Raw genomic sequence first — 18,892 nt, 5'->3', positions numbered from 1 at the left:
GTCGCGGCCCTCAGTCGCCTTTTTCGATGGCGTAGCCGTAGCGCTCGATCACGGCTGCGGCCTCGGGCCCCTTCAGGAAATCGAGAAACGCCTGCGCCGCGGCATTGCCCGCCCCGGCCTGCAGCAACACGGCATCCTGGCGGATCGGATCGTAGAGCGCGGGATCGACGAGCCAGCGCGACCCTTCGTCCGAGGCGGCGATCTGCGAATAGGCGACGAAGCCGAGCTCCGCATTCCCCGTTTCGACGAACTGGTAGGTCTGGGCAATGTTGTTGCCCTGAACGACTTTCGGGAAGAGCGCCTCGAAGACATCGAGCGCCTGCATCACCTGCACGGCCGCGGCGCCGTAGGGCGCAGTCTCGGGGTTGGCGATGGCAAGCTTGTGGAAGTCTCCCCGCTTCATCGTCTCCGCACCGTTCACCAGGGCGGTGTCCCTGCTCCAGAGCGCGAGCTGACCGATGGCATAGGTGAATTCCGTGCCCTCGACCGCGAAGCCTTCCGTCACGGCGAGATCCGGCCGCACGTTGTCTGCGGCCAGAAAGACGTCGAACGGCGCGCCCTGTGCGATCTGGGTATAGAGCTGGCCGGTCGAGCCGAAACTCAGCACCGCCTCGTCACCGGTGGCGGCCTTGAAGGCTTCGGCGATGTCCTTTGCCGCGCCGGTAAAGTTCGCCGCGACGGCAACATTGGTCTGACCGGCATCAGCCGTTCCGGCCGTGGCGGTCACAAGGAGGGCAAGCATCAATCGTGTCATTGGGTCGGGAGCTCCCGCTGGGTCAGTTTACGGCAAGGATGATGTTCGATGCGTCAATCAGCGCGCAGGCCCGGACACCGGGGGCGAGGCCCAGCCGCTCCACGCTGCGCAGGGTGACGATCGAGACGAGCGTCTTGCCTGCCGCGATCTCGAGCGAGACCTCCGCGTTCACGGCGCCCGGCTCCACCCGGGTGATCACCCCCTCGAGTCGGTTGCCCATCGAGGTTCGCAGGGCCTCGCCGGCGGGGGCGAGAATGACGAAGGGCGCCTTTATGAGCGCCGTCGCCTGACGCCCCGGAAAGAGGCCAAGCTCGCGCAGGCTGTCGCGGGTGATGATCGCGGAGAGCCTGATCTCATCGGTGATCGCGAGGGTGACTTCCGCATTGACCGCGCCGTCCACGACCTCCGCAACCTGACCTCGCAGCGCATTGCGCGCGCTCGTTCGCATGAAGAACCCCCACATGACACTGGCCGAGGAAATACCGGTCCCGAGCAGTTCCGCCTCGAGCCGCGTGAAGCTCGCGGCAAGCTCCGCCTCGAGCCGGTGGAAAGCCTCGATAAGCCTGATGCCGTCGTCCGTAAGCCGGGCCCCTCCCCCGCGTTTGCCGCCCGTCCGCGCCTCCACGACCGGGCGGCCCACGAGATTGTTGATCGCTTCGACGCCATCCCAGGCCGCCTTGTAGGTCACGCCCATGGCGCGCGCCGCGGCGGAAATGCTGCCCTCCCGCCCCACGGCTTCCAGCAGCCGGACACGTGCGTGGCCAAGCGGAGCAGCATCGGGGCCGGCAAGAGACACTTCGGCGCGCAGGGCAGGCATGAGGGGATCCGGGAATCGCTATATACTAAATCTATATATCGATACGCCAACTTCGCGTAAAGCCCAAGAATGGTTGTCGAATTTTCCGTTCGGATCGGATCAGGCGTCGAGACCGGCCGGAACGGTATCGACCAGCTCGCGATAGAGCTCCGGGTCCGTCGCCCCTTCGGTGCCGAAGACAAGCACGCGCGAATTTCCGTCAAGCTTCAGGACCGCGCGCACCTCGGCATCGCTTGCGGCCGCCATCAGCGCGGCGAGGCCGGCGACGGCCGATTCTCCGGCGATGATCTCCGGGTCCCGGCCCCTCGGCCGCGCGAGGCGCCGCATCATCTCGACGGCGGCGGAATCATCGATCGCCATCACGGCGTCCGCGTGGTCCCTGAGAATGCTCCATGCCAGCGAAGAGACCTCACCGCAGGCGAGGCCCGCCATCAACGTGTCGAGGCTGCCGGTGACTGGCGTCGGCGCGCCGATCCGGAAGCTTTCGAGCCAGCAGGCCGCGCGGTCGGGATCGGCCAGGATGACGAGTGGCCGGGACGATCCCCAGCGGCGGGTGATCTGACCGGCCACCGCCGCGGCGAAGCCACCGACTCCGGTTTGCAGGAACACATGGGTCGGCGGGGCATCGAGCGCGTTGCAGGCTTCCCAGGCGGAGATCTCGTAGCCCTGCATGACATCGCGCGGCACCTCGTCGCCGCAGCCGGGCCCGGTGGTGTCGGAGACGATGAACCAGCCTTCGGAGGCCGCGAGCTCCCGGGAGAGCCGCTGGCAGTCGTCGTAGGTTTCGGCCGTGCGCCGCACTTCGGCGCCGAAGGCCTCCATCGCGCGCTGCCGGTGCTCGGAGACGGAGGCATGAATGAAGATCACGCAGCGGCATCCGAAGCGCCAGGCGCCCCAGGCGACGGCGCGGCCGTGATTGCCGTCGGTCGCGCAGCTGACGGTGATCCCGGCGGCGGCATCGGCAAAGCGCCCGGAGGCGATGTCCTGCATCGAGACGGGGATGCCCAGACGGGCCGAGAGCTCGCGGCAGAGAAGACGGGCCACCGCATAGGCGCCGCCGAGGGCCTTGAAGCTGCCGAGACCGAAGCGGCCGGCCTCGTCCTTGTAATGGAGCTCCGCAACGGCGGCTTCGGCGGCAAGGCCCTCGAGGGAGCGGAGCGGGGTCGGGGCATAGCCCGGCCAGGAGGCCACCGCGGCACGGGCCTCCTCGAAGGCGGCCTCGTTCAGGATGGCATCCTGCCCGGCGTTCCAGGGCAGATCGCGACGGGCCTGTCCGTTCAGGACGAGGGTGAACGGATAGGCCGCCTCGTAGGGTCGTCTTACGATCTCGCGTCCCATTTGTTGCGCGCGGGGAGAGCAAAGCCCCCCGCCCCCTGCTGTCTTCGTTCCCTGCCAGGCACTGGCAGATGCCGCAGCATCCGCGACCTACCCTTCCTCCGCCCCATGGCAGCGCGCGTCAAGTAGACGAAGGTGCATTCTGGACCCGCCATTCTCCTAATAGGCGATCAGGGCCGGAGCGCGGCCGTTCGGGGGCGTGGCCCGGCGGCGCGGGGAAGGTATCCCGGCGGTGAAACAAGGGCTTTTCACCGTGAAAATGAAATCAATGCATTGATTTAATTGGAAATAGTTGTAAACAAATCATGAATGGCGGCCTTCTTTCACAGCTTCGCCTTCCGTGGCGGCGGAGAAAATGGCGCCGGTCGGCAGCACCTGGCGGATGCGCAAAAGGCACACCCAACATCACTATTTTGTGCGGCTTGTGAGCGGTAAGTGCTCGCGGAAAGGGCAGTTCAGATCCGGACGCCATGGGCAGGACCGTAACCGGCGATGACATCTGCCGCGCCACCCCGAGACCCTCCCCAAGCAGCGTCACGCTTTGGGCTGAGGCCGAGCTGATGCGTCCGGTCCTGCACCCAGGCCCGCGCCGCTTCCCTGCCCAGAGCCTCCTCAGGCGGCGGCGATCGGCGGGCCGGGAGGGCGTTCCGGGCACCGCGCCGGGCGGCGTGGGCTTTTCGCTCGTTTCGAAAACCGCTAGCAGGAGGGAGGATGGCCGCGCACCGGCGCGGCACAGGGTATCAGGGAGCGGAAGAACGGCATGAGCCAATATGTCACACGATCGGGGCTTCAGGTTGCGGCAGAGCTTGCCGGATTGATCGAGGAGGAGGTGCTGCCGGAGACCGGCGTCTCTCCGGAGCAGTTCTGGCAGGGCTATGCGGCGCTCCTCACCGAGCTGGCGCCCGAGAACCGCGACCTGCTCGACGCGCGGCGCGACCTCCAGCGCCGGATCGACGCCTGGCTTTCGGCGCGGCGGGGCGAGCCGTGGGATGCGGAAGCCTATGAGGGGTATCTCGCGGAGATCGGCTATCTCGTGCCGGACGGCCCGGCCTTCGAGATCGGGACCGGCGAGGTCGACCCGGAGATCGCGCGGGTCGCGGGACCGCAGCTCGTGGTGCCGGTGATGAACGCGCGCTTTGCCCTCAATGCCGCGAATGCGCGCTGGGGCTCGCTCTATGATGCGCTCTACGGCACCGATGCGCTGCCGGGCACCCCGGCCGGCCCCGGCTTCGATCCGGCCCGCGGAGCGGAGGCGGTGGCCTGGGCGGCGGGTTTCCTCGACGAAGCCGTTCCGCTTGCCGGGGCGAGCCATGCCGACGTGACGGCCTACGGGCGCGATGGTGCGGCCTTCGTCGCCACGGCGAACGGCAAAACCCTGCCGCTGGCCGATCCGGCGCAGTTCGTCGGCTTTGCCGAGAGCGGCACGACCGCCTCCTGGATGCTGCGCCACAACGGGCTCCACATCGAGCTGGTGATCGACCCGGATCATCCGGTGGGCGCGGCGAGCCCCTCCGGGCTGCGCGATGTCGTGCTCGAATCCGCGCTCACCGCGATCCAGGATTGCGAGGACAGCGTCGCGGCGGTCGATGCCGAGGACAAGGTCGCGGTCTATGCGAACTGGCTCGGGCTGATGCGGGGCGATCTTGCCGAGACCTTCGAGAAGGGCGGCAAGCCGATGACGCGGAACCTCGCCGCCGACAAGGTGCTGAGCGCGCCCGACGGCACGCCGCTGGTGCTGCAGGGCCGCGCGCTTCTGCTGGTGCGCAATGTCGGCCATCTGATGACGACCGACGCGGTGCTCCACGAGGGCGCCGAGACGCCGGAGGGCATGCTCGATGCCGCCGTCACCGTCGCCTGCGCGATCCACGACCTGAAGAAGACCGAGGGCCCGCGCAATTCGCGCGCCGGTTCGGTCTATGTGGTGAAGCCCAAGATGCACGGGCCCGCGGAGGTCGCCTTCGCCGACAAGCTCTATGCCCGCGTCGAGGACATGCTCGGCCTGCCGCGCAACACGGTGAAGCTCGGCATCATGGACGAGGAGCGCCGGACCTCGGCCAATCTCGCCGAATGCATCCGCGCGGTGAAGGACCGGGTCGTCTTCATCAACACCGGCTTCCTCGACCGAACCGGGGACGAGATCCATACCTCGATGCTGGCGGGCCCGGTCATTCCCAAGGGCGAGATGAAGGACGCCGCCTGGCTCAAGGCCTATGAGGACGGCAATGTCGATACGGGCCTTGCCGCCGGGCTGCCGGGCAAGGCGCAGATCGGCAAGGGCATGTGGGCCAAGCCCGACGCCATGGCCGAGATGCTCGCGACCAAGGCCGGGCATCCGATGGCGGGCGCGAACACCGCCTGGGTGCCCTCGCCCACCGCCGCGACGCTGCATGCGACGCATTACCACCAGGTCGATGTCGCCGCGCGGCAGGCCGAGCTGCGCGCGCGGCCCAAGGCGCGGCGTCGGGATCTGCTCACCCCGCCGCTCCTCGCGGGGCGCAACCTCTCGGATGCCGATGTGGCGCGCGAGCTCGACAACAACTGCCAGTCGATCCTCGGCTATGTGGTGCGCTGGGTCGAGCAGGGCATCGGCTGCTCGAAGGTGCCCGACATCAACGACATCGCCCTGATGGAGGACCGTGCGACGCTGCGGATTTCCTCGCAGTATCTCGCGAACTGGCTGCTCCACGGGCTCATCACCGCCGAGGAGGTCGAGGCGAGCCTGCGGCGGATGGCCGTCGCGGTCGATGGCCAGAATGCGGGCGATCCGGCCTATCGCGACATGGCGCCCGATTACGATGCCTCGATCGCCTTCCAGGCGGCGCGGGATCTGATCTTCAAGGGCATGGAACAGCCCTCGGGCTATACCGAGCCGATCCTCCACCTCCGCCGCCGCGAGGCGAAGGCGGCCCAGATGGCGGCGGGCCTCCCGGTCTGATCGCCAACACGTTCGCGGGCCTGCGCCGGAGCGCGGTGCGGGCCCGCTTGCCTTGCCCCGGGGCAGGCCGGCCGGTGGTCCCCCGGCCTGGGGCGTGAAGGACGAGAGCCTGGTGCGGGGCCGCGGCGCAGGGGCTCGCCGGCGCCTCCGGGTGCAGGAGAGAGTGCCTCCGGGCAGTTTTCCCGCCCGCGACGCCGCCGCTCTTACCCATCATTAACCAAAGGCTGCCACCAAGCGGCCATGACCGTTGCCGCCTCCCACCGCGCTCCCGACATTCCCGCGCTCTCGCCGCAGATGACGGCGCTCCGCTGCGCCTTCCTGCTCGCGGCCCATCACGGCGTGAGCCTCGCGCCCGAGCAGCTCCCGGCGCTCGCCGAGGACGACATGGTGCCCCCGGTGCGCGAGGCGCTCAACCGGGCGGGGCTGCGCAGCCGGACGATCGGCCCGTGCAGCTGGGCGAAGGCGATGTCGCTCGGATCGGCCTATCCCGTGCTCGCGGTGATGCGGAGCGGCCACTGGGTCATCCTCATCCAGGGCGTGCCGGGAGAGGGAGGCGAGACGGCCGCGGCGGTGCTCGATCCCCGCCGCGAGGCGGAGGGCGTGCAGATCGTTTCCCGCGCCGCCTTCGAGGCCGAGTGGAGCGGCGTCCTGCTGCTCGCGCGGCGGGCGCCCCGGATCACCGACGAGCGCCAGCCCTTCGGCCTGCGCTGGTTCGTGCCCGATCTCATCCGCCAGCGGCGGCTGCTCGGCGGCGTGATCTGCGCGGCCCTGATCGCCAACCTGATCGGCTTCGCCATTCCCCTGCTCATGCAGGTGCTGATCGACCGGGTGATCGCGCATCAGGCCTGGAACACGCTCGTCGTGGTCACGGCGATCTTCGTGCTGCTCGCGACATTCGATGCCGCCTTCTCCTATGTCCGGCAGCGTCTCATGCTGGTTGCCGGCGGCAAGATCGACGCGCGCCTCGGCGCCCGGGTCTTTGGCCACATGCTCTCGCTGCCGCTCTCGGTCTTCGAGACCACCGCGGCGGGGGTCATGGCGCGCAACATCCAGCAGACGGAGAAGCTCAGACATTTCCTGACCGGGCGGCTGCTCCAGACCATGCTCGACGCAGCACTCCTGCCCGTCCTGCTGCTGCTGCTCGCGGTCTATTCCGGGCTCCTGACCGTCATCGTGCTGGGCTTTGCGCTGGCGATCGCGGCCTGCATCGGGGCGCTGCTGCCGGTCTTCCGCCGCCGGCTGAGCGCGCTCTATGCCGCGGAGGCGGAGCGGCAGTCCCATCTCATCGAGACGCTGCACAACATGCGGGCGGTCAAGGCGCTGGTGCTCGAGCCCAACCGCCAGACCGGCTGGGATGCGAGCGTCACCTCGGCGGTGCGCCGGCAGTGGGATGTCGGCAGGATCTCGGCGCTCGTCGGCTCGACGACCGGCTGGCTCGAGAAGCTCATGCAGATCTCGGTTCTGGCGACCGGCGCGATGCTCGTCTTCGAGACCCGCCTCAGCCTCGGCGCGCTGGTGGCCTTCCTCATGCTCTCGCAGCGCGTGACCGGGCCGCTGGTGCAGATCGTCGGCCTCATCAACGAATATCAGGAGGCGGCGCTTTCGGTGCGGCTGCTCGCGAGCGTGATGGACCACCCCGCCGAGACCGCGGGCCAGGCGCGCCCGGCGCGGCCGGAGATCACCGGGCGGATGCGCTTCGACAGCGTCTCCTTCACCTACCCCGGCGCGATCTCGCCGGCGCTCGACGGCGTGAGCTTCGAGATCGCGCCCGGCCAGGTGATCGGCATCGTCGGCCGCTCGGGCTCGGGCAAGACCACGCTCACCCGCCTGATCCAGGGCATCGAGACGCCGCAGGGCGGCATCATCCAGCTCGACGATGTCGATATCCGCCACATCGATCTCGGGCATCTGCGCCGGGGCGTCGGCGTGGTGCTGCAGGAAAACCTGCTGTTCCGCGGCACGATCCGCGCCAACATCGCCGCCGCCCGCCCCGAAGCGCCGTTTGCCGAGATCGTGGCGGCGGCGAAGCTCGCGGGCGCGGAGGAGTTCATCCGCAGGATGCCGATGTCCTACGAGACGCCGGTGGAGGAAGGCGGCGCCAATCTCTCGGGCGGCCAGCGCCAGCGCATCGCCATCGCCCGCGCGCTGCTCACCGCGCCGAGGATGCTCGTCTTCGACGAGGCGACGAGCGCGCTCGACCCGGAGAGCGAGGCGCTGGTCAACCGCAACCTCGCCGACATGTCGCGCGGCCGCACGATGATCATCGTCTCGCACCGGATGTCCTCGCTTGTCCGCGCCGATGCGATCCTCGTGCTCGATCAGGGGCGCGTGGTGGATCTCGCGCCGCATCAGGTGCTGCTCGAACGGTGCGAGATCTATCGCACCCTCTGGCGCCAGCAGACGGAGCATCTCGCATGATCCGCCAGCTCAGGGCGCGCCAGAGCCCGGCACCGCTTCCCGCCGAGGCGCTCGAATTCCAGAACGATCTCGATGCGCTTCTCGCGGAGCCCGTGCCGCTCCTCCTCAGGATCTGGCCCGTTCTGGCCGGCGGGCTGCTGCTCTCGCTGGTGATCGCGGCCGCGGTGCTGCGCATCGATGTCGTCGTGACGGCGAGCGGCCGGCTCATGGCCGACGAGCCCCCCGTCGTGTTGCAGCCGATGGGGAGCGCGGTGCTGCGCGAGCTTCACGTCAAGCCCGGGCAGAGCGTGACGGCGGGCGAGGTGCTCGCCGTGCTCGATTCGACCTTCACGGCAGCCGATCGCGAAACCCTGGAGGCGCAACAGCGCGCGCTTCTCGCGCGACGGGCCCGCCTCGATGCCGAGCTTGCGGGCGAGACCGGCTTCACCGCCGGGGCCGATGCCGAGACCGCGCTCCAGAAGCGCCTGATGGCCCGGCGCGCCGATTTCCTCGCCGCCCGCCGCGCGGCCTTCGATACCGATCTGCGCGCGCTCGAGGCGGCGCGGCGCGCCGAGGAAGAGACAAGCGCGGGGCTCGAGGCCCAGCTCGCACTGGCGCGCGAGGTCGAGGGCATGCGCGCGAAGCTTCTCCGGGACAATGTCGGCTCGCGCCTTGACCTCCTGCTCGCGGAATCCGCCCGCCTCGACACCGAGCAGCGGCTCCACGACCATCGCGCCCGCATCGAGGAGCTCGGCCATCAGCAGGTCTCGAAACGGGCCGAGTGGGATGCCTTCCTGCGCGACTGGGACCGGCAGTCGCTCGAAGAGCTTGCGGCGATCGGGCCCGAGCTCGAGCGTATCGCCGAGCAGCTTTCGAAGGCAGCCCGGCTCGACGCCCTGACGCTCCTGCGCGCGCCGCGCGACGGCGTGGTGCTCGAGATCGCCAAACGGGCGCCGGGATCGGTGGTGCGGGAAGGGGACGCGGTGGTGACGCTGGTGCCCTCCAACGTGCCGCTCATCGCCGAGATCAGGCTCAAGTCGGCCGATATCGGCCGCCTCCATGCCGGAGATCCGGCGGTGCTCAAGATCGACAGCTTCCCCTGGCGCCGCTACGGGAGCCTGCCGGGCACGCTGCGCTCGATCAGCCGGGAGAGCTATCCCGCCAGCGAGACGGTGCCGACAAGCACGGCGCTTCATCGCGGCCAGATCCTGCTCGACCCGGAGGCGGTTGCGGCCCACCGGGATGAAATGCCGCTCATTCCGGGAATGACGCTCAGCGCCGAGGTGAAGACCGGGGAGCGGACGGTGCTGGAATTCTTCCTCGAACCGATCCTGAGGGGCCTGCGCGAAAGCCTGCGCGAGCCCTGAGGCCCGGCCGGCGGCGCGGGCCTCAGCGGGGCGAGAGCCGGATGCGCCGGTATGCCGCCTCGAGGCGCCGGGTGAAACCTGTCGAATCGCCCAGCGTCCGCGCCCAGGCATTGCCCGCGAGATGCGCCTTGAGGCGCGCGAGCTCGGCGGGATCGCGGGCGATCGCCACCGCGCGCGCGACATAGCCCTCGCGCGAGGTCGCAACGCACTCGGGCATCCCGACCGCGGTGACGAGGCTCGAGGCCATCCGCGCCGCGAAGGCCCGGCCCTGGAGCGTGAGGAGCGGCAGCCCCATGCGCAGTGCATCGGAGGCGATGGTGCCGGCATTGTAGGGCATGGTGTCGAGGAAGAGATCGGCGAGCCCGAAGCGCGCCCGGTAGCGCTCGGGATCGACCCGTGGCGCGAAGATCAGCCGCTCGGCGGCGAGCCCGCGGGCCGTCCAGCGCGCCGCCAGCCGCCCGTCGCTTGCCGGATTGTCCTCGACGAGCCAGAGCACGGCGCCGGGGCATTGCGCGAGGATCTGCATCCAGGCCTCGAACATCACCTCGGTGATCTTGTAGTGATGCGAGAAGCAGCAGAAGACGAAGGCATCGTCCGGCAGCCCCTCCTCGGCCCGCGTCACCGCCGGCAGCACCGGCGCGTGGCTGTCATTGGCCTGATAGCAGCCCTCGAGCAGCAGGGGCTTCGGCGCGTAGTCGGCGGCGAGCTCGGGCGGGATCGCCACCTCGTCGGCGATCAGCCAGTCGAGCTCGGGCAGCGCCACCGGGCCGATATAGCCGAGATAGGTCGCCTGCACCGGCGCAGGCTTCCAGCGCAGCACGCCGATGCGGGCGCCCTTGGTCAGCCCGTTGAGGTCGATCAGGATGTCGATCTCGTCGGCCCGGATCTGTCGTGCCGCCGCCTCGTCGCTCAGCGGGCCGATGATGCGGAAATGGTCGAAGGCCGCGATCACCCGCCGGCGGACGTCGCTGCCGTCCTCGGGCGAGGCGCAATAGCCGAAGATCTCGAAGGCGGAGCGGTCGTGCCGCTCCAGCACCTCGGCGATCAGATAGCTCATCGCGTGGCGGCAGAAGTCGGTCGAGAGATAGCCGACCCGGATGCGCGCGTGGTCGTGGCCCGCGCGGGGCGCGAGCCGCTCCGGGGCGGCGGGGACTTTCCGCGCGATCCAGGTGGCGCAGATGTCGCGCTGCAGCGCCGGATCGTCATGGAGCGCCAGCGCGCCGAGCGGGCCGCAGTTGAAGCCGAGCTCCTCCGCCGAGAGGCCGGGAATGTCGGCCGCCAGCACCGGCCAGTTCGCCGCGCGCTGGCGCATGTGGACGAGATGCTGCTGCACGTCGGGCTGGCGGGGATCGATGAGCAGCGCGGCGCGGAGCTCCTTCTGGGCGGTCTCGATATCGCCCTCCTCCTCGAGCAGGCGGCCGAGATGCATGTGGAGAAGGCGGCGCTGCTCGTCGCCCGGCAGCACCCGCCGCCAGGCCGCCAGCGCCTCGTCGCGCCGGCCCGAGGCCTCGAGCGCGAGCCCGAGATTGACGCCGGCCTCGTGCAGCTCGGGCTTGAGCGCGAGCACGTTGGAATAGGCGATCGCCGCGGAGCCCGGATTGCCGCTCCGCATCAGCACCACGCCGAGGTTGAACCAGGCCCCGAAGGCATTCGGGTCGGCGGCATGGAGATCCAGCCAGCCCTTGTAGAGCCGCACGGCATCGGCATCCGCAGCCCTGCCCGCGAAGGACAGGAGACCGTGGAGCGAAAGCCCGTGCAGCACCCCGTCGAGCCGCGCGGCCTGCGCCGCCGAGAGCGCAGCGAGTCCCCCCGGTGCGCCGAGGCATGTCGCGAGCCAGTCCTCGTCGCTCGCGAGGCACAGGGGGGCGGAGGGCGCGGCTATGTTCATCGGGGCCTCTTTCGTTCAAATTGTCCGCATTGCTTCGCAGTTGATGGTCAACAAAGGGTGAAGAGACGCGCCGCTCCCGCGCCTTGCCCCATTGGACCAGCGGCGGAACCGGCGGGATCGCGGGCCGGCCCCAACCCCGAAGTTTCAGAAAATTAGCGGCGAATTTGCCGCGAATGCGCCCCGCGTTTCTTGAGAGATTTTTAAAAAACGCGTGCCACCAACCGCCACACAGAGGCGCCGGACCAGGCGCCATCCCCGCCCCTGATGCCAGGCGGCGCCCCCCTCGGCGCCCGTCGTTTACCATTCCCGCTGGAGCTTCAGCATGTCCATCATTCAGTATTTGACGACCGCGCAGATCCAGGCGTTGAGCAGCGAGGCGATAGCCGCGCTGACGACGGCGGACATGCGCGCGCTGACCACCGCGCAGGTCGTCGCACTGACGACCACGCAGATGGGCGTGCTGTCGTCAAAGCAGGTCGGCGCGCTGACCTCCGCCCAGATCGCGGCCATCGAGACCGCCGATCTCGCCGCGCTCTCGACCTCCGCCGTCGCCGGTCTGGGCGCGAGCCAGGTTCCGAGCCTCACCACGGCGCAGGTCGCGGCGCTCACCACCGGACAGATCGGCGCGCTTTCCTCGCAGGCGATCGCGGCGCTCGAGACCGCGGATGTCGCGGCCCTCACCACGGGTCAGGTGGCCGTGCTCGGCTCCAAGCAGATCGGCGCCCTCGGCTCCGATCAGGTGACGGCGCTCACCACGGCCCAGATCGCGGCCATCACCACCGAGGCGATCACCGGCCTTTCGGCCTCCGGTGTCGCGGGGCTCGAGACCGCCGATATCGTCGCGCTCTCCACCGCCCAGGCGGCGGCGCTCTCCTCGAAGCAGATCGCGGCACTGAGCTCGACCCAGGTCGCGGCCATCGAGACCGCCGATCTCGCCGCGCTCTCCACCTCCGCCGTCTCGGGCTTCGGCGCGAGCCACGCGCCCGGCTTCACCACGGCCCAGGTCGCGGCCTTCACCACCGACCAGATCGGCGCGCTCGCCTCCCAGGCCATCGCCGCCCTCACCACCGCCGATGTCGCCGCGCTGACGACGGCCCAGGTTGCCGTCCTCGGCTCGAAGCAGATCGCCGCCCTCGGCTCGGATCAGGTGACGGCGCTCACCACCGGCCAGATCGCGGCCATCAGCACAGGCGCGCTCACCGGGCTCTCGGCCACCGGCATCGAAGGGCTCGAGACCGCCGATATCGTCGCGCTCTCCACCGCCCAGGCCGCCGTGCTCACCTCGCGGCAGATCGCCGCGATGGGTTCGGCCCAGATCGCCGCCATCGAGACCGCCGATCTTGCAGCGCTTTCCACCGCGGCCATCGCAGGCTTCGGCACCGAGCACGCGCAGGCGCTTTCCTCGACCCAGGTCGGGGCGCTCACCACCGATCAGGTCGGCGCGCTCTCCGTCCAGGCGGTCGGGGCGCTCGAAAGCTGGGATATCCCCGCCCTCACCACCGCGCAGATGGCCGTGCTCGATTCGAAGCAGATCGGCGCGCTTGGCTCGGATCAGGTGACGGCGCTTACCACCGGCCAGATCGCGGCGATCACCACCGACGCCATCGCGGGCCTCTCGGCCGCCGGCATCGAAGGGCTCGAGACCGCCGATATCGTCGCGCTCTCCACCGCGCAGGCGGCAGCCCTCACCTCGAAGCAGATCGCGGCGCTGAGCTCGGATCAGATCGCGGCCATCGAGACGGCCGACATCGTCGCCTTCTCCCCCGCCGCGGTCGGCGGCTTCTCCTCCGCCCAGATTGCGGCCCTGACGACGGCGCAGGTCGCGGCCTTCACCACGGACCAGGTCGCAGCCCTCTCCTCGCAGGCGATCCGGGCCATGGAGACCGCGGATGTCGCGGCCTTCACCACCGCCCAGTTCGCGGTGCTCGACTCGAAGCAGATCGGCGCCCTCGGTTCCGATCAGGTGACGGCGCTCTCCACAGCGCAGATCGCCGCAATCACCACCGCCGCGATCACCGGCCTCTCCGCCACAGGGATCGAGGGGCTCGAGACCGCCGATATCGTCGCGCTCACCACGGCGCAGGCCGCCGTCCTCGGCTCGCGGCAGATCGCGGCGCTGAGCTCCGATCAGGTCGCGGCCATCGAGACCGCCGATCTCGCGGCCCTCTCGACCTCCGCCGTCGCCGGTTTCTCCTCCGCCCAGGCGCCCTCCTTCACCACGGGCCAGGTTGCGGCCTTCACCACGGATCAGGTCGCGGCACTCTCCTCGCAGGCCATCAAGGGCATGGAGGATGCCGACGTCGCGGCCTTCACCACCGCCCAGTTCGCCGTGCTTGATTCGAAGCAGATCGGCGCGCTTGGCTCCGATCAGGTGACGGCGCTTTCCACCGCGCAGGTCGCGGCCATCGGCACGGATGCGCTTACCGGTCTTTCCGCAACCGGCGTCGAGGGGCTCGAGACGGCCGACATCGTCGCCTTCAGCACCGCCCAGGCGAGCGTTCTCGGCTCGAAGCAGGTCGCGGCGATGAGTTCGGACCAGATCGCCGCTTTCGAGACCGCCGATCTTGCGGCTCTCTCGACCGCGGCGATTGCCGGGCTCACCTCGCTCCAGCTCCCGAGCCTCACCACGGGCCAGGTCGCGGCCCTCACCACCGCCCAGGTCGCGGCGATCTCGTCCCGCGCCATTGGTGCCATGGAAACCGCAGATCTCGCGGCGATGACCACGGCGCAGGTCGCGGTGCTCGATTCGAAGCAGCTCGGCGCGCTCAGTTCCGACCAGATCGCGGCGCTCTCCACCGCGCAGTTCTCGGCCCTCACGACCGATGCGATCGCCGGGCTTTCGGCCGACGGGATCGCGGGCCTCGGAACCGCAAGCATCGTGGCGCTCTCCACCGCACAGGCCGCCGCGCTCACCTCGAAGCAGATCGCGGCAATGAGTTCGACCCAGGTCGCGGCGATCGAGACCGCCGATCTCGCCGCGCTCTCGACCTCTGCCGTCAGTGGTTTCACCGATGCGCAGGCACCGAGCTTCACCACCGCCCAGATGGCGGCCTTCTCGACCGACCAGATCGCGGCGCTGTCCTCGAAGGCCATCGGTGCCATGGAGACCGCGGATGTCGCGGCAATGAGCGCGGCGCAGATCGCGGCGCTCGATTCGAAGCAGATCGGTGCGCTCGGCTCTGCCCAGGTCACGGCGCTCTCGACCGCCCAGGTCGCGGCCATCAGCACCGATGCGATCGTCGGGCTTTCGGCGAGCGGGATCGCCGGGCTTGAGACCGCCGACATCGTGGCGCTTTCGACGGCACAGGCCGCCGTGCTCGACTCCAAGCAGATCGCGGCGATGAGTGCGGCCCAGGTCGCGGTCATCGAGACCGCCGATCTGGTGGCGCTTTCGGCCGCCGCGGTCGGCGGATTCTCCGCCGATCAGGCGCCGAGCTTCACCACGGCCCAGGTCGCGGCCTTCACCACCGACCAGATCGCGGCGCTGTCCTCGAAGGCCATCGGCGCGATGGAAACCGCGGATGTCGCGGCGATCACCACGGCCCAGGTCGCGGTGCTCGATTCAAAGCAGATCGGCGCCCTCGGCTCCGATCAGGTCGCAGCGTTGTCCACCGGCCAGGTCGCAGCCATCGGCACGGACGCCATCGCCGGGCTTTCCGTGACCGGCATCGAGGGTCTGACGACCGCCGGTGTCGCCGCACTCTCCACGGGACAGGCGGCCGTGCTGAACTCGAAGCAGATCGCGGCGATGAGCTCGACCCAGGTCGCGGCCATCGAGACCGCGGATGTCGCGGCCCTCACCACCTCTGCCGTCGGCGGTTTCACCGACCTGCAGGCACCGAGCTTCAGCACCGGCCAGATCGCGGCCTTCACCACGGACCAGATCCCCGCCCTCTCCTCGAAGTTCATCGGTGCGATGGAGACCCAGGATATCGCGATGATGACCGCGCTCCAGATCGGGGTGCTCGATTCGAGACAGATCAGCGCCCTCGGCTCGGCGCAGGTCGCGGGCCTTTCCACGGCCCAGGTTGCGGCCATCGGGACGGACGCCATCGACGGCCTTTCGGCCGCGGGCATCGCGGGGCTCGGGACCGACGATATCGTGGCGCTCTCCACCGGCCAGGCCGCGGTGCTCGGCTCGAAGCAGGTGGCGGTGCTCTCTTCCGACCAGGTCGCCGCACTGGAGACCGCCGATATCGCCGCCATCTCGGCGACCGCGTTCCGCGGGCTCACCTCGAGCCAGGCGCCGAGCCTGACAACGGCGCAGGTCGCGGCGCTCTCCACCGATCAGGTGGCCGCGCTCTCCTCGAAGGCGATCGCCGCGATGGAGACCGCGGATGTCGCGGCCTTCAGCACGGGCCAGATCGCGGTGCTCGATTCGAAGCAGATCGGCGCGCTCGGCTCCGATCAGGTGACGGCGCTCTCCACGGCGCAGATCGCGGCCATCGCCTCGGGCGCGATCGCGGGCCTCGCGCCGGCCGGCATCGCCGGGCTCGATACCGCCGATATCGTCGCGCTCTCCACCGCGCAATCGGCCGAGCTCTCCTCGAAGCAGCTCGCCGCGATGAGTTCGACGCAGCTTGCGGCCTTCGAGACCGTGGACCTCGCCGCACTCTCGACCCGGACCATCTCCGGGCTCACCTCGAGCCAGATCCCGGGGCTGACCACGGCCCAGGTCGCGGCCCTCACCACGGATCAGGTCGCCGCGATCTCGACGCGGGCGATCGGATCGATCGAGAGCGCGGATATCGCGGCGCTCTCCACGGCCCAGGTCGCGGTGCTCGACTCGAAGCAGCTCGGCGCGCTCGGCTCCGATCAGGCCGCCGCCTTCTCGACGGCCCAGGTCGCCGCCCTCGATTCGGGGCAGATCCGCGGGCTTTCGACCGCCGCGATCAGCGGGCTCGACACGGCGGACATCGTTGCGCTCTCGACCGCGCAATCCTCGGCCCTCGTCTCGAAGCAGATCGCGGCGCTCGACACCGCCCAGATCGCGGCGATGGAGACGGTGGATCTCGCGGCGCTGACCTCGCAGGCCATCGCCGGGCTCTCGGGCACCCAGTCCGCCGCGCTCACGACGGGCCAGGTCGCGGCGCTCACCACCGATCAGGTTTCGAGCCTCTCGACGCGCGCCGTCACCGGGCTCGACACCAGCCAGATCGTCGCCCTCACATCGGCTTCGGTGACAGCGCTCACCACCAAGCAGATGCAGGCGCTCAGCACGGGCCAGATCGGGGCGCTGACGACGACGCAGATCGCAGCCCTCGAGACCGTCGACATCAAGGCGCTGTCGACCGCACAGGTCGAGGCCTTCTCCTCGACCCAGATCGCGGCGATGTCGACCGACCAGATCAACGCGCTCTTCCTCTGAGCCGCGCAACGCTCCTGCCTGCTCCGGGAACCTCTCCGGGGCAGGCGCCCTCCTCCCGCCTTACACCCCCCGGCGGTTTCCCCAGATCAGGACGTGAAGCTGCGGGAGAATGCGCGGGGTGAACCACCCTGCCCCCGCCGTCCTGTCCACCAGCCAGCGCAGCCGGTCCGCGAGCGCGTCCGGAGCGACCGGCATTTCCGGATCGGTCTCCGGGTTGCCGGGCTGAAGATAGAGCGGCAGTTCGGGATGCCGCGCCGCGGCCGACCGCGCCCACTCGAGATCGGCCTCGTCGAAGATCACGATCTTCATCACCGTCCGGCGCGCGCTCCGCCCCGCCTCGAGGCAGGCTGCAAACATCGACCAGTCCACGCGCTCGCCGCTCGAGGGCGGCTTCGGCGACAGGACCAGCGTGTCGAGCGCCGCGAACCACGGCCGGGCAACGGAGCCCTGCGTCTCGCAGGCGAAGCGGAAGCCCGCCGCGCGGCCGAGCGTGATCAGCCGGCCGAAATCCTGGATCGCCGGGTTGCCGCCCGAGATCGAGACCGTCAGCGGCTGCCCGCCCGAAAGCCGCAGCACTTCGGCCCAGACCTCTTCGGACGTCATCGCAGCCCAGGTCTCGCGATAGGCGCTGTCGACCGCATGCGGGCTGTCGCACCAGACGCAGCGATAGTCGCAGCCGCCCGCCCGGACGAACACCGTCGCCTCGCCGATCAGCGCGCCTTCGCCCTGGATCGTCGGGCCGAAGATTTCCGCGATGCGCAGGGTCATGGCCGGTACTCCGCCCAGGTCTTCGGCGTCTCGCTCACCCGCACGGCCGTGGTCTCGGGCCAGCGCGAGCGGCACCAGTCGAAGAAGTGCCGGGCCATGTTTTCCGCCGTCGTGGGCACGTTCATCACCTCGTTGAGATGCCGATGATCGAAGCGCGTGTCGATGTAGTCCTTGAGCGGTGCAAGCTCGTGATAGTCCCGCACGAAGCCCTGCGCATCGAGCTCCCGCGCCGCCAGCTCGACGACGACGACGTAGTTGTGGCCGTGCAGCCGGGCGCACTGATGCTCCGGCGGGAGATGCCCGAGCTGGTGCGAGGCCGAGAAGTGGAATTCCTTGCTGATCCGGTACATCACGCCCCCTCGCGCCCGGCGATCGCGGCCCGCCAGAACGTCGCGTCGGCATAGACGGTCGGGTCGGGCACGCCGGCGAGATCGAAGGCCTCCCGCCGCTCCACGCAGGTGCCGCAGCGACCGCAATGCACCGCGCCGCCCTTGTAGCAGGACCAGGTCTCGGCAAAGGGCGTGCCGACGCGCGCGCCCTCCGTCACGATATCGGCCTTGCTGCGGTGGACGAAGGGGGTGAGGAGCCGCACCTCGGCATAGCCGTCGAGTGCTGCGGCCTGCATCGCGGCGAAGGCTTCGGTGAAGGCGGGGCGGCAATCGGGATAGATGAAATGATCCCCGCCATGCACCGCGGTCGCGACCGCCGTATCGCCCTTCGCCGCCGCGATCCCGAAGGCGATGGTCAGCATGATCGCATTGCGGTTGGGTACGACGGTGATGCGCATGGTCTCCTCGGCATAATGCCCGTCGGGCACGTCGATGCCGTCGGTCAGCGCCGATCCCGTCAGCGCCGCGCCGATCGCGCGCATGTCGATGATGTCATGGGGCACGCCCAGCCGCTCCGCCGCGCGCGCGGCAAAGTCGAGCTCCTTCCGGTGCCGCTGGCCGTAGTCGAAGGAAACAAGACGGCTCAGGCTCCCGTCCGCCGCCGCCATCTGGGCAAGCGAAACGGAATCCAGTCCGCCGGAGCAGATCACGATGGTTCGCATTTGGATCCCTTGTTTTGATATCCCGGGTGGGCTGCGACCGGGAGAAGGCCCGGGCGATGCGTTCCGCACCGTCCGGCGGGGCCGCCCTAGCAGACCGGCCTCGGGGCGGTCAATGCATTCCCGGCCTCCCGCATTGACGGCAGGAGGCGGGAGGGGTTCTGTCATGGCCGAGAACGCCAACCTGACCCGAAGGGCATTCCGCGCCCCGCACG

At 69.6% G+C, this 18,892-nt stretch carries 11 protein-coding genes; 4 read left to right on the top strand and 7 right to left on the bottom strand.

Annotation, left to right across the window (positions count from 1 at the left end; translation table 11 throughout):
* Positions 1 to 10: 10 nt before the first annotated feature.
* The 3 genes from modA to ACF66B_RS15340 all read right to left on the bottom strand — a co-directional run bounded on the left by modA (position 11) and on the right by ACF66B_RS15340 (position 2,909).
* A complete protein-coding gene (gene modA / locus ACF66B_RS15350) occupies positions 11 to 754 on the bottom strand; it encodes a molybdate ABC transporter substrate-binding protein (protein ID WP_111430140.1) in 744 nt (247 codons plus the stop codon).
* A 22-nt stretch (positions 755 to 776) separates the two neighbouring features.
* On the bottom strand, positions 777 to 1,571 hold the full coding sequence (locus ACF66B_RS15345) for a TOBE domain-containing protein (protein WP_111430139.1): 795 nt from the start codon (positions 1,569 to 1,571) through the stop codon (positions 777 to 779).
* Positions 1,572 to 1,670: 99 nt separating this feature from the next.
* Complete coding sequence (locus tag ACF66B_RS15340) at positions 1,671 to 2,909, bottom strand: diaminopropionate ammonia-lyase (RefSeq protein WP_111430138.1); 1,239 nt, start codon at positions 2,907 to 2,909, stop codon at positions 1,671 to 1,673.
* A gap of 757 nt (positions 2,910 to 3,666) precedes the next feature.
* Between ACF66B_RS15340 and ACF66B_RS15335 the strand changes: the two genes are divergently transcribed.
* From ACF66B_RS15335 to ACF66B_RS15325, 3 genes are all read left to right on the top strand, one after another.
* Complete coding sequence (locus ACF66B_RS15335) at positions 3,667 to 5,841, top strand: malate synthase G (RefSeq protein WP_111430137.1); 2,175 nt, start codon at positions 3,667 to 3,669, stop codon at positions 5,839 to 5,841.
* 240 nt (positions 5,842 to 6,081) lie between these two features.
* Positions 6,082 to 8,259: a peptidase domain-containing ABC transporter gene (locus ACF66B_RS15330; protein WP_111430136.1), complete on the top strand. Its 2,178-nt coding sequence runs from the start codon at positions 6,082 to 6,084 to the stop codon at positions 8,257 to 8,259.
* Positions 8,256 to 9,605, top strand: coding sequence for an HlyD family type I secretion periplasmic adaptor subunit (locus ACF66B_RS15325; protein WP_111430135.1), 1,350 nt, complete (start codon positions 8,256 to 8,258; stop codon positions 9,603 to 9,605). Before ACF66B_RS15330 ends, ACF66B_RS15325 begins: the two co-directional genes overlap by 4 nt.
* Before the next feature lie 22 nt (positions 9,606 to 9,627).
* On the opposite strand, the gene ACF66B_RS15320 is transcribed toward ACF66B_RS15325, so the two are convergent.
* Positions 9,628 to 11,493, bottom strand: a complete 1,866-nt coding sequence (locus tag ACF66B_RS15320; RefSeq protein ID WP_392663158.1) for a tetratricopeptide repeat protein — start codon at positions 11,491 to 11,493, stop codon at positions 9,628 to 9,630.
* Between the two features lie 322 nt (positions 11,494 to 11,815).
* Here ACF66B_RS15320 and ACF66B_RS15315 point away from each other — a divergent pair, with 322 nt between their 5' ends.
* Positions 11,816 to 16,861 (top strand): beta strand repeat-containing protein, encoded by a 5,046-nt coding sequence (locus tag ACF66B_RS15315; RefSeq protein ID WP_392663156.1) that lies wholly within the window; start codon positions 11,816 to 11,818, stop codon positions 16,859 to 16,861.
* Positions 16,862 to 16,921: 60 nt separating this feature from the next.
* On the opposite strand, the gene queE is transcribed toward ACF66B_RS15315, so the two are convergent.
* The 3 genes from queE to queC are packed head-to-tail and all read right to left on the bottom strand — an operon-like array spanning position 16,922 to position 18,680.
* Positions 16,922 to 17,629: a 7-carboxy-7-deazaguanine synthase QueE gene (queE, locus tag ACF66B_RS15310; protein ID WP_111430134.1), complete on the bottom strand. Its 708-nt coding sequence runs from the start codon at positions 17,627 to 17,629 to the stop codon at positions 16,922 to 16,924.
* The gene (gene queD / locus ACF66B_RS15305) at positions 17,626 to 17,979 is read right to left on the bottom strand and encodes a 6-carboxytetrahydropterin synthase QueD (RefSeq protein ID WP_111430133.1); all 354 of its coding nucleotides are present in this window, start codon (positions 17,977 to 17,979) and stop codon (positions 17,626 to 17,628) included. Before queD ends, queE begins: the two co-directional genes overlap by 4 nt.
* On the bottom strand, positions 17,979 to 18,680 hold the full coding sequence (gene queC / locus ACF66B_RS15300; protein ID WP_111430132.1) for a 7-cyano-7-deazaguanine synthase QueC: 702 nt from the start codon (positions 18,678 to 18,680) through the stop codon (positions 17,979 to 17,981). Before queC ends, queD begins: the two co-directional genes overlap by 1 nt.
* Between the last annotated feature and the right edge of the window lie 212 nt (positions 18,681 to 18,892).

It is taken from the genome of Amaricoccus sp. B4, from assembly GCF_043226085.1.
Lineage (GTDB): Bacteria > Pseudomonadota > Alphaproteobacteria > Rhodobacterales > Rhodobacteraceae > Amaricoccus.
The sequence above is the reverse complement of the archived record's forward strand: the minus strand, read 5'-3'. Positions and strand labels throughout refer to the sequence as shown.

Bases quoted from the DNA above. Each gene is read 5' to 3' on its own strand.
- modA (WP_111430140.1), bottom strand. From the start codon at position 754: ATGACACGATTGATGCTTGCCCTCCTTGTGACCGCCACGGCCGGAACG.
- ACF66B_RS15345 (WP_111430139.1), bottom strand. From the start codon at position 1,571: ATGCCTGCCCTGCGCGCCGAAGTGTCTCTTGCCGGCCCCGATGCTGCT.
- ACF66B_RS15340 (WP_111430138.1), bottom strand. From the start codon at position 2,909: ATGGGACGCGAGATCGTAAGACGACCCTACGAGGCGGCCTATCCGTTC.
- ACF66B_RS15335 (WP_111430137.1), top strand. From the start codon at position 3,667: ATGAGCCAATATGTCACACGATCGGGGCTTCAGGTTGCGGCAGAGCTT.
- ACF66B_RS15330 (WP_111430136.1), top strand. From the start codon at position 6,082: ATGACCGTTGCCGCCTCCCACCGCGCTCCCGACATTCCCGCGCTCTCG.
- ACF66B_RS15325 (WP_111430135.1), top strand. From the start codon at position 8,256: ATGATCCGCCAGCTCAGGGCGCGCCAGAGCCCGGCACCGCTTCCCGCC.
- ACF66B_RS15320 (WP_392663158.1), bottom strand. From the start codon at position 11,493: ATGAACATAGCCGCGCCCTCCGCCCCCCTGTGCCTCGCGAGCGACGAG.
- ACF66B_RS15315 (WP_392663156.1), top strand. From the start codon at position 11,816: ATGTCCATCATTCAGTATTTGACGACCGCGCAGATCCAGGCGTTGAGC.
- queE (WP_111430134.1), bottom strand. From the start codon at position 17,629: ATGACCCTGCGCATCGCGGAAATCTTCGGCCCGACGATCCAGGGCGAA.
- queD (WP_111430133.1), bottom strand. From the start codon at position 17,979: ATGTACCGGATCAGCAAGGAATTCCACTTCTCGGCCTCGCACCAGCTC.
- queC (WP_111430132.1), bottom strand. From the start codon at position 18,680: ATGCGAACCATCGTGATCTGCTCCGGCGGACTGGATTCCGTTTCGCTT.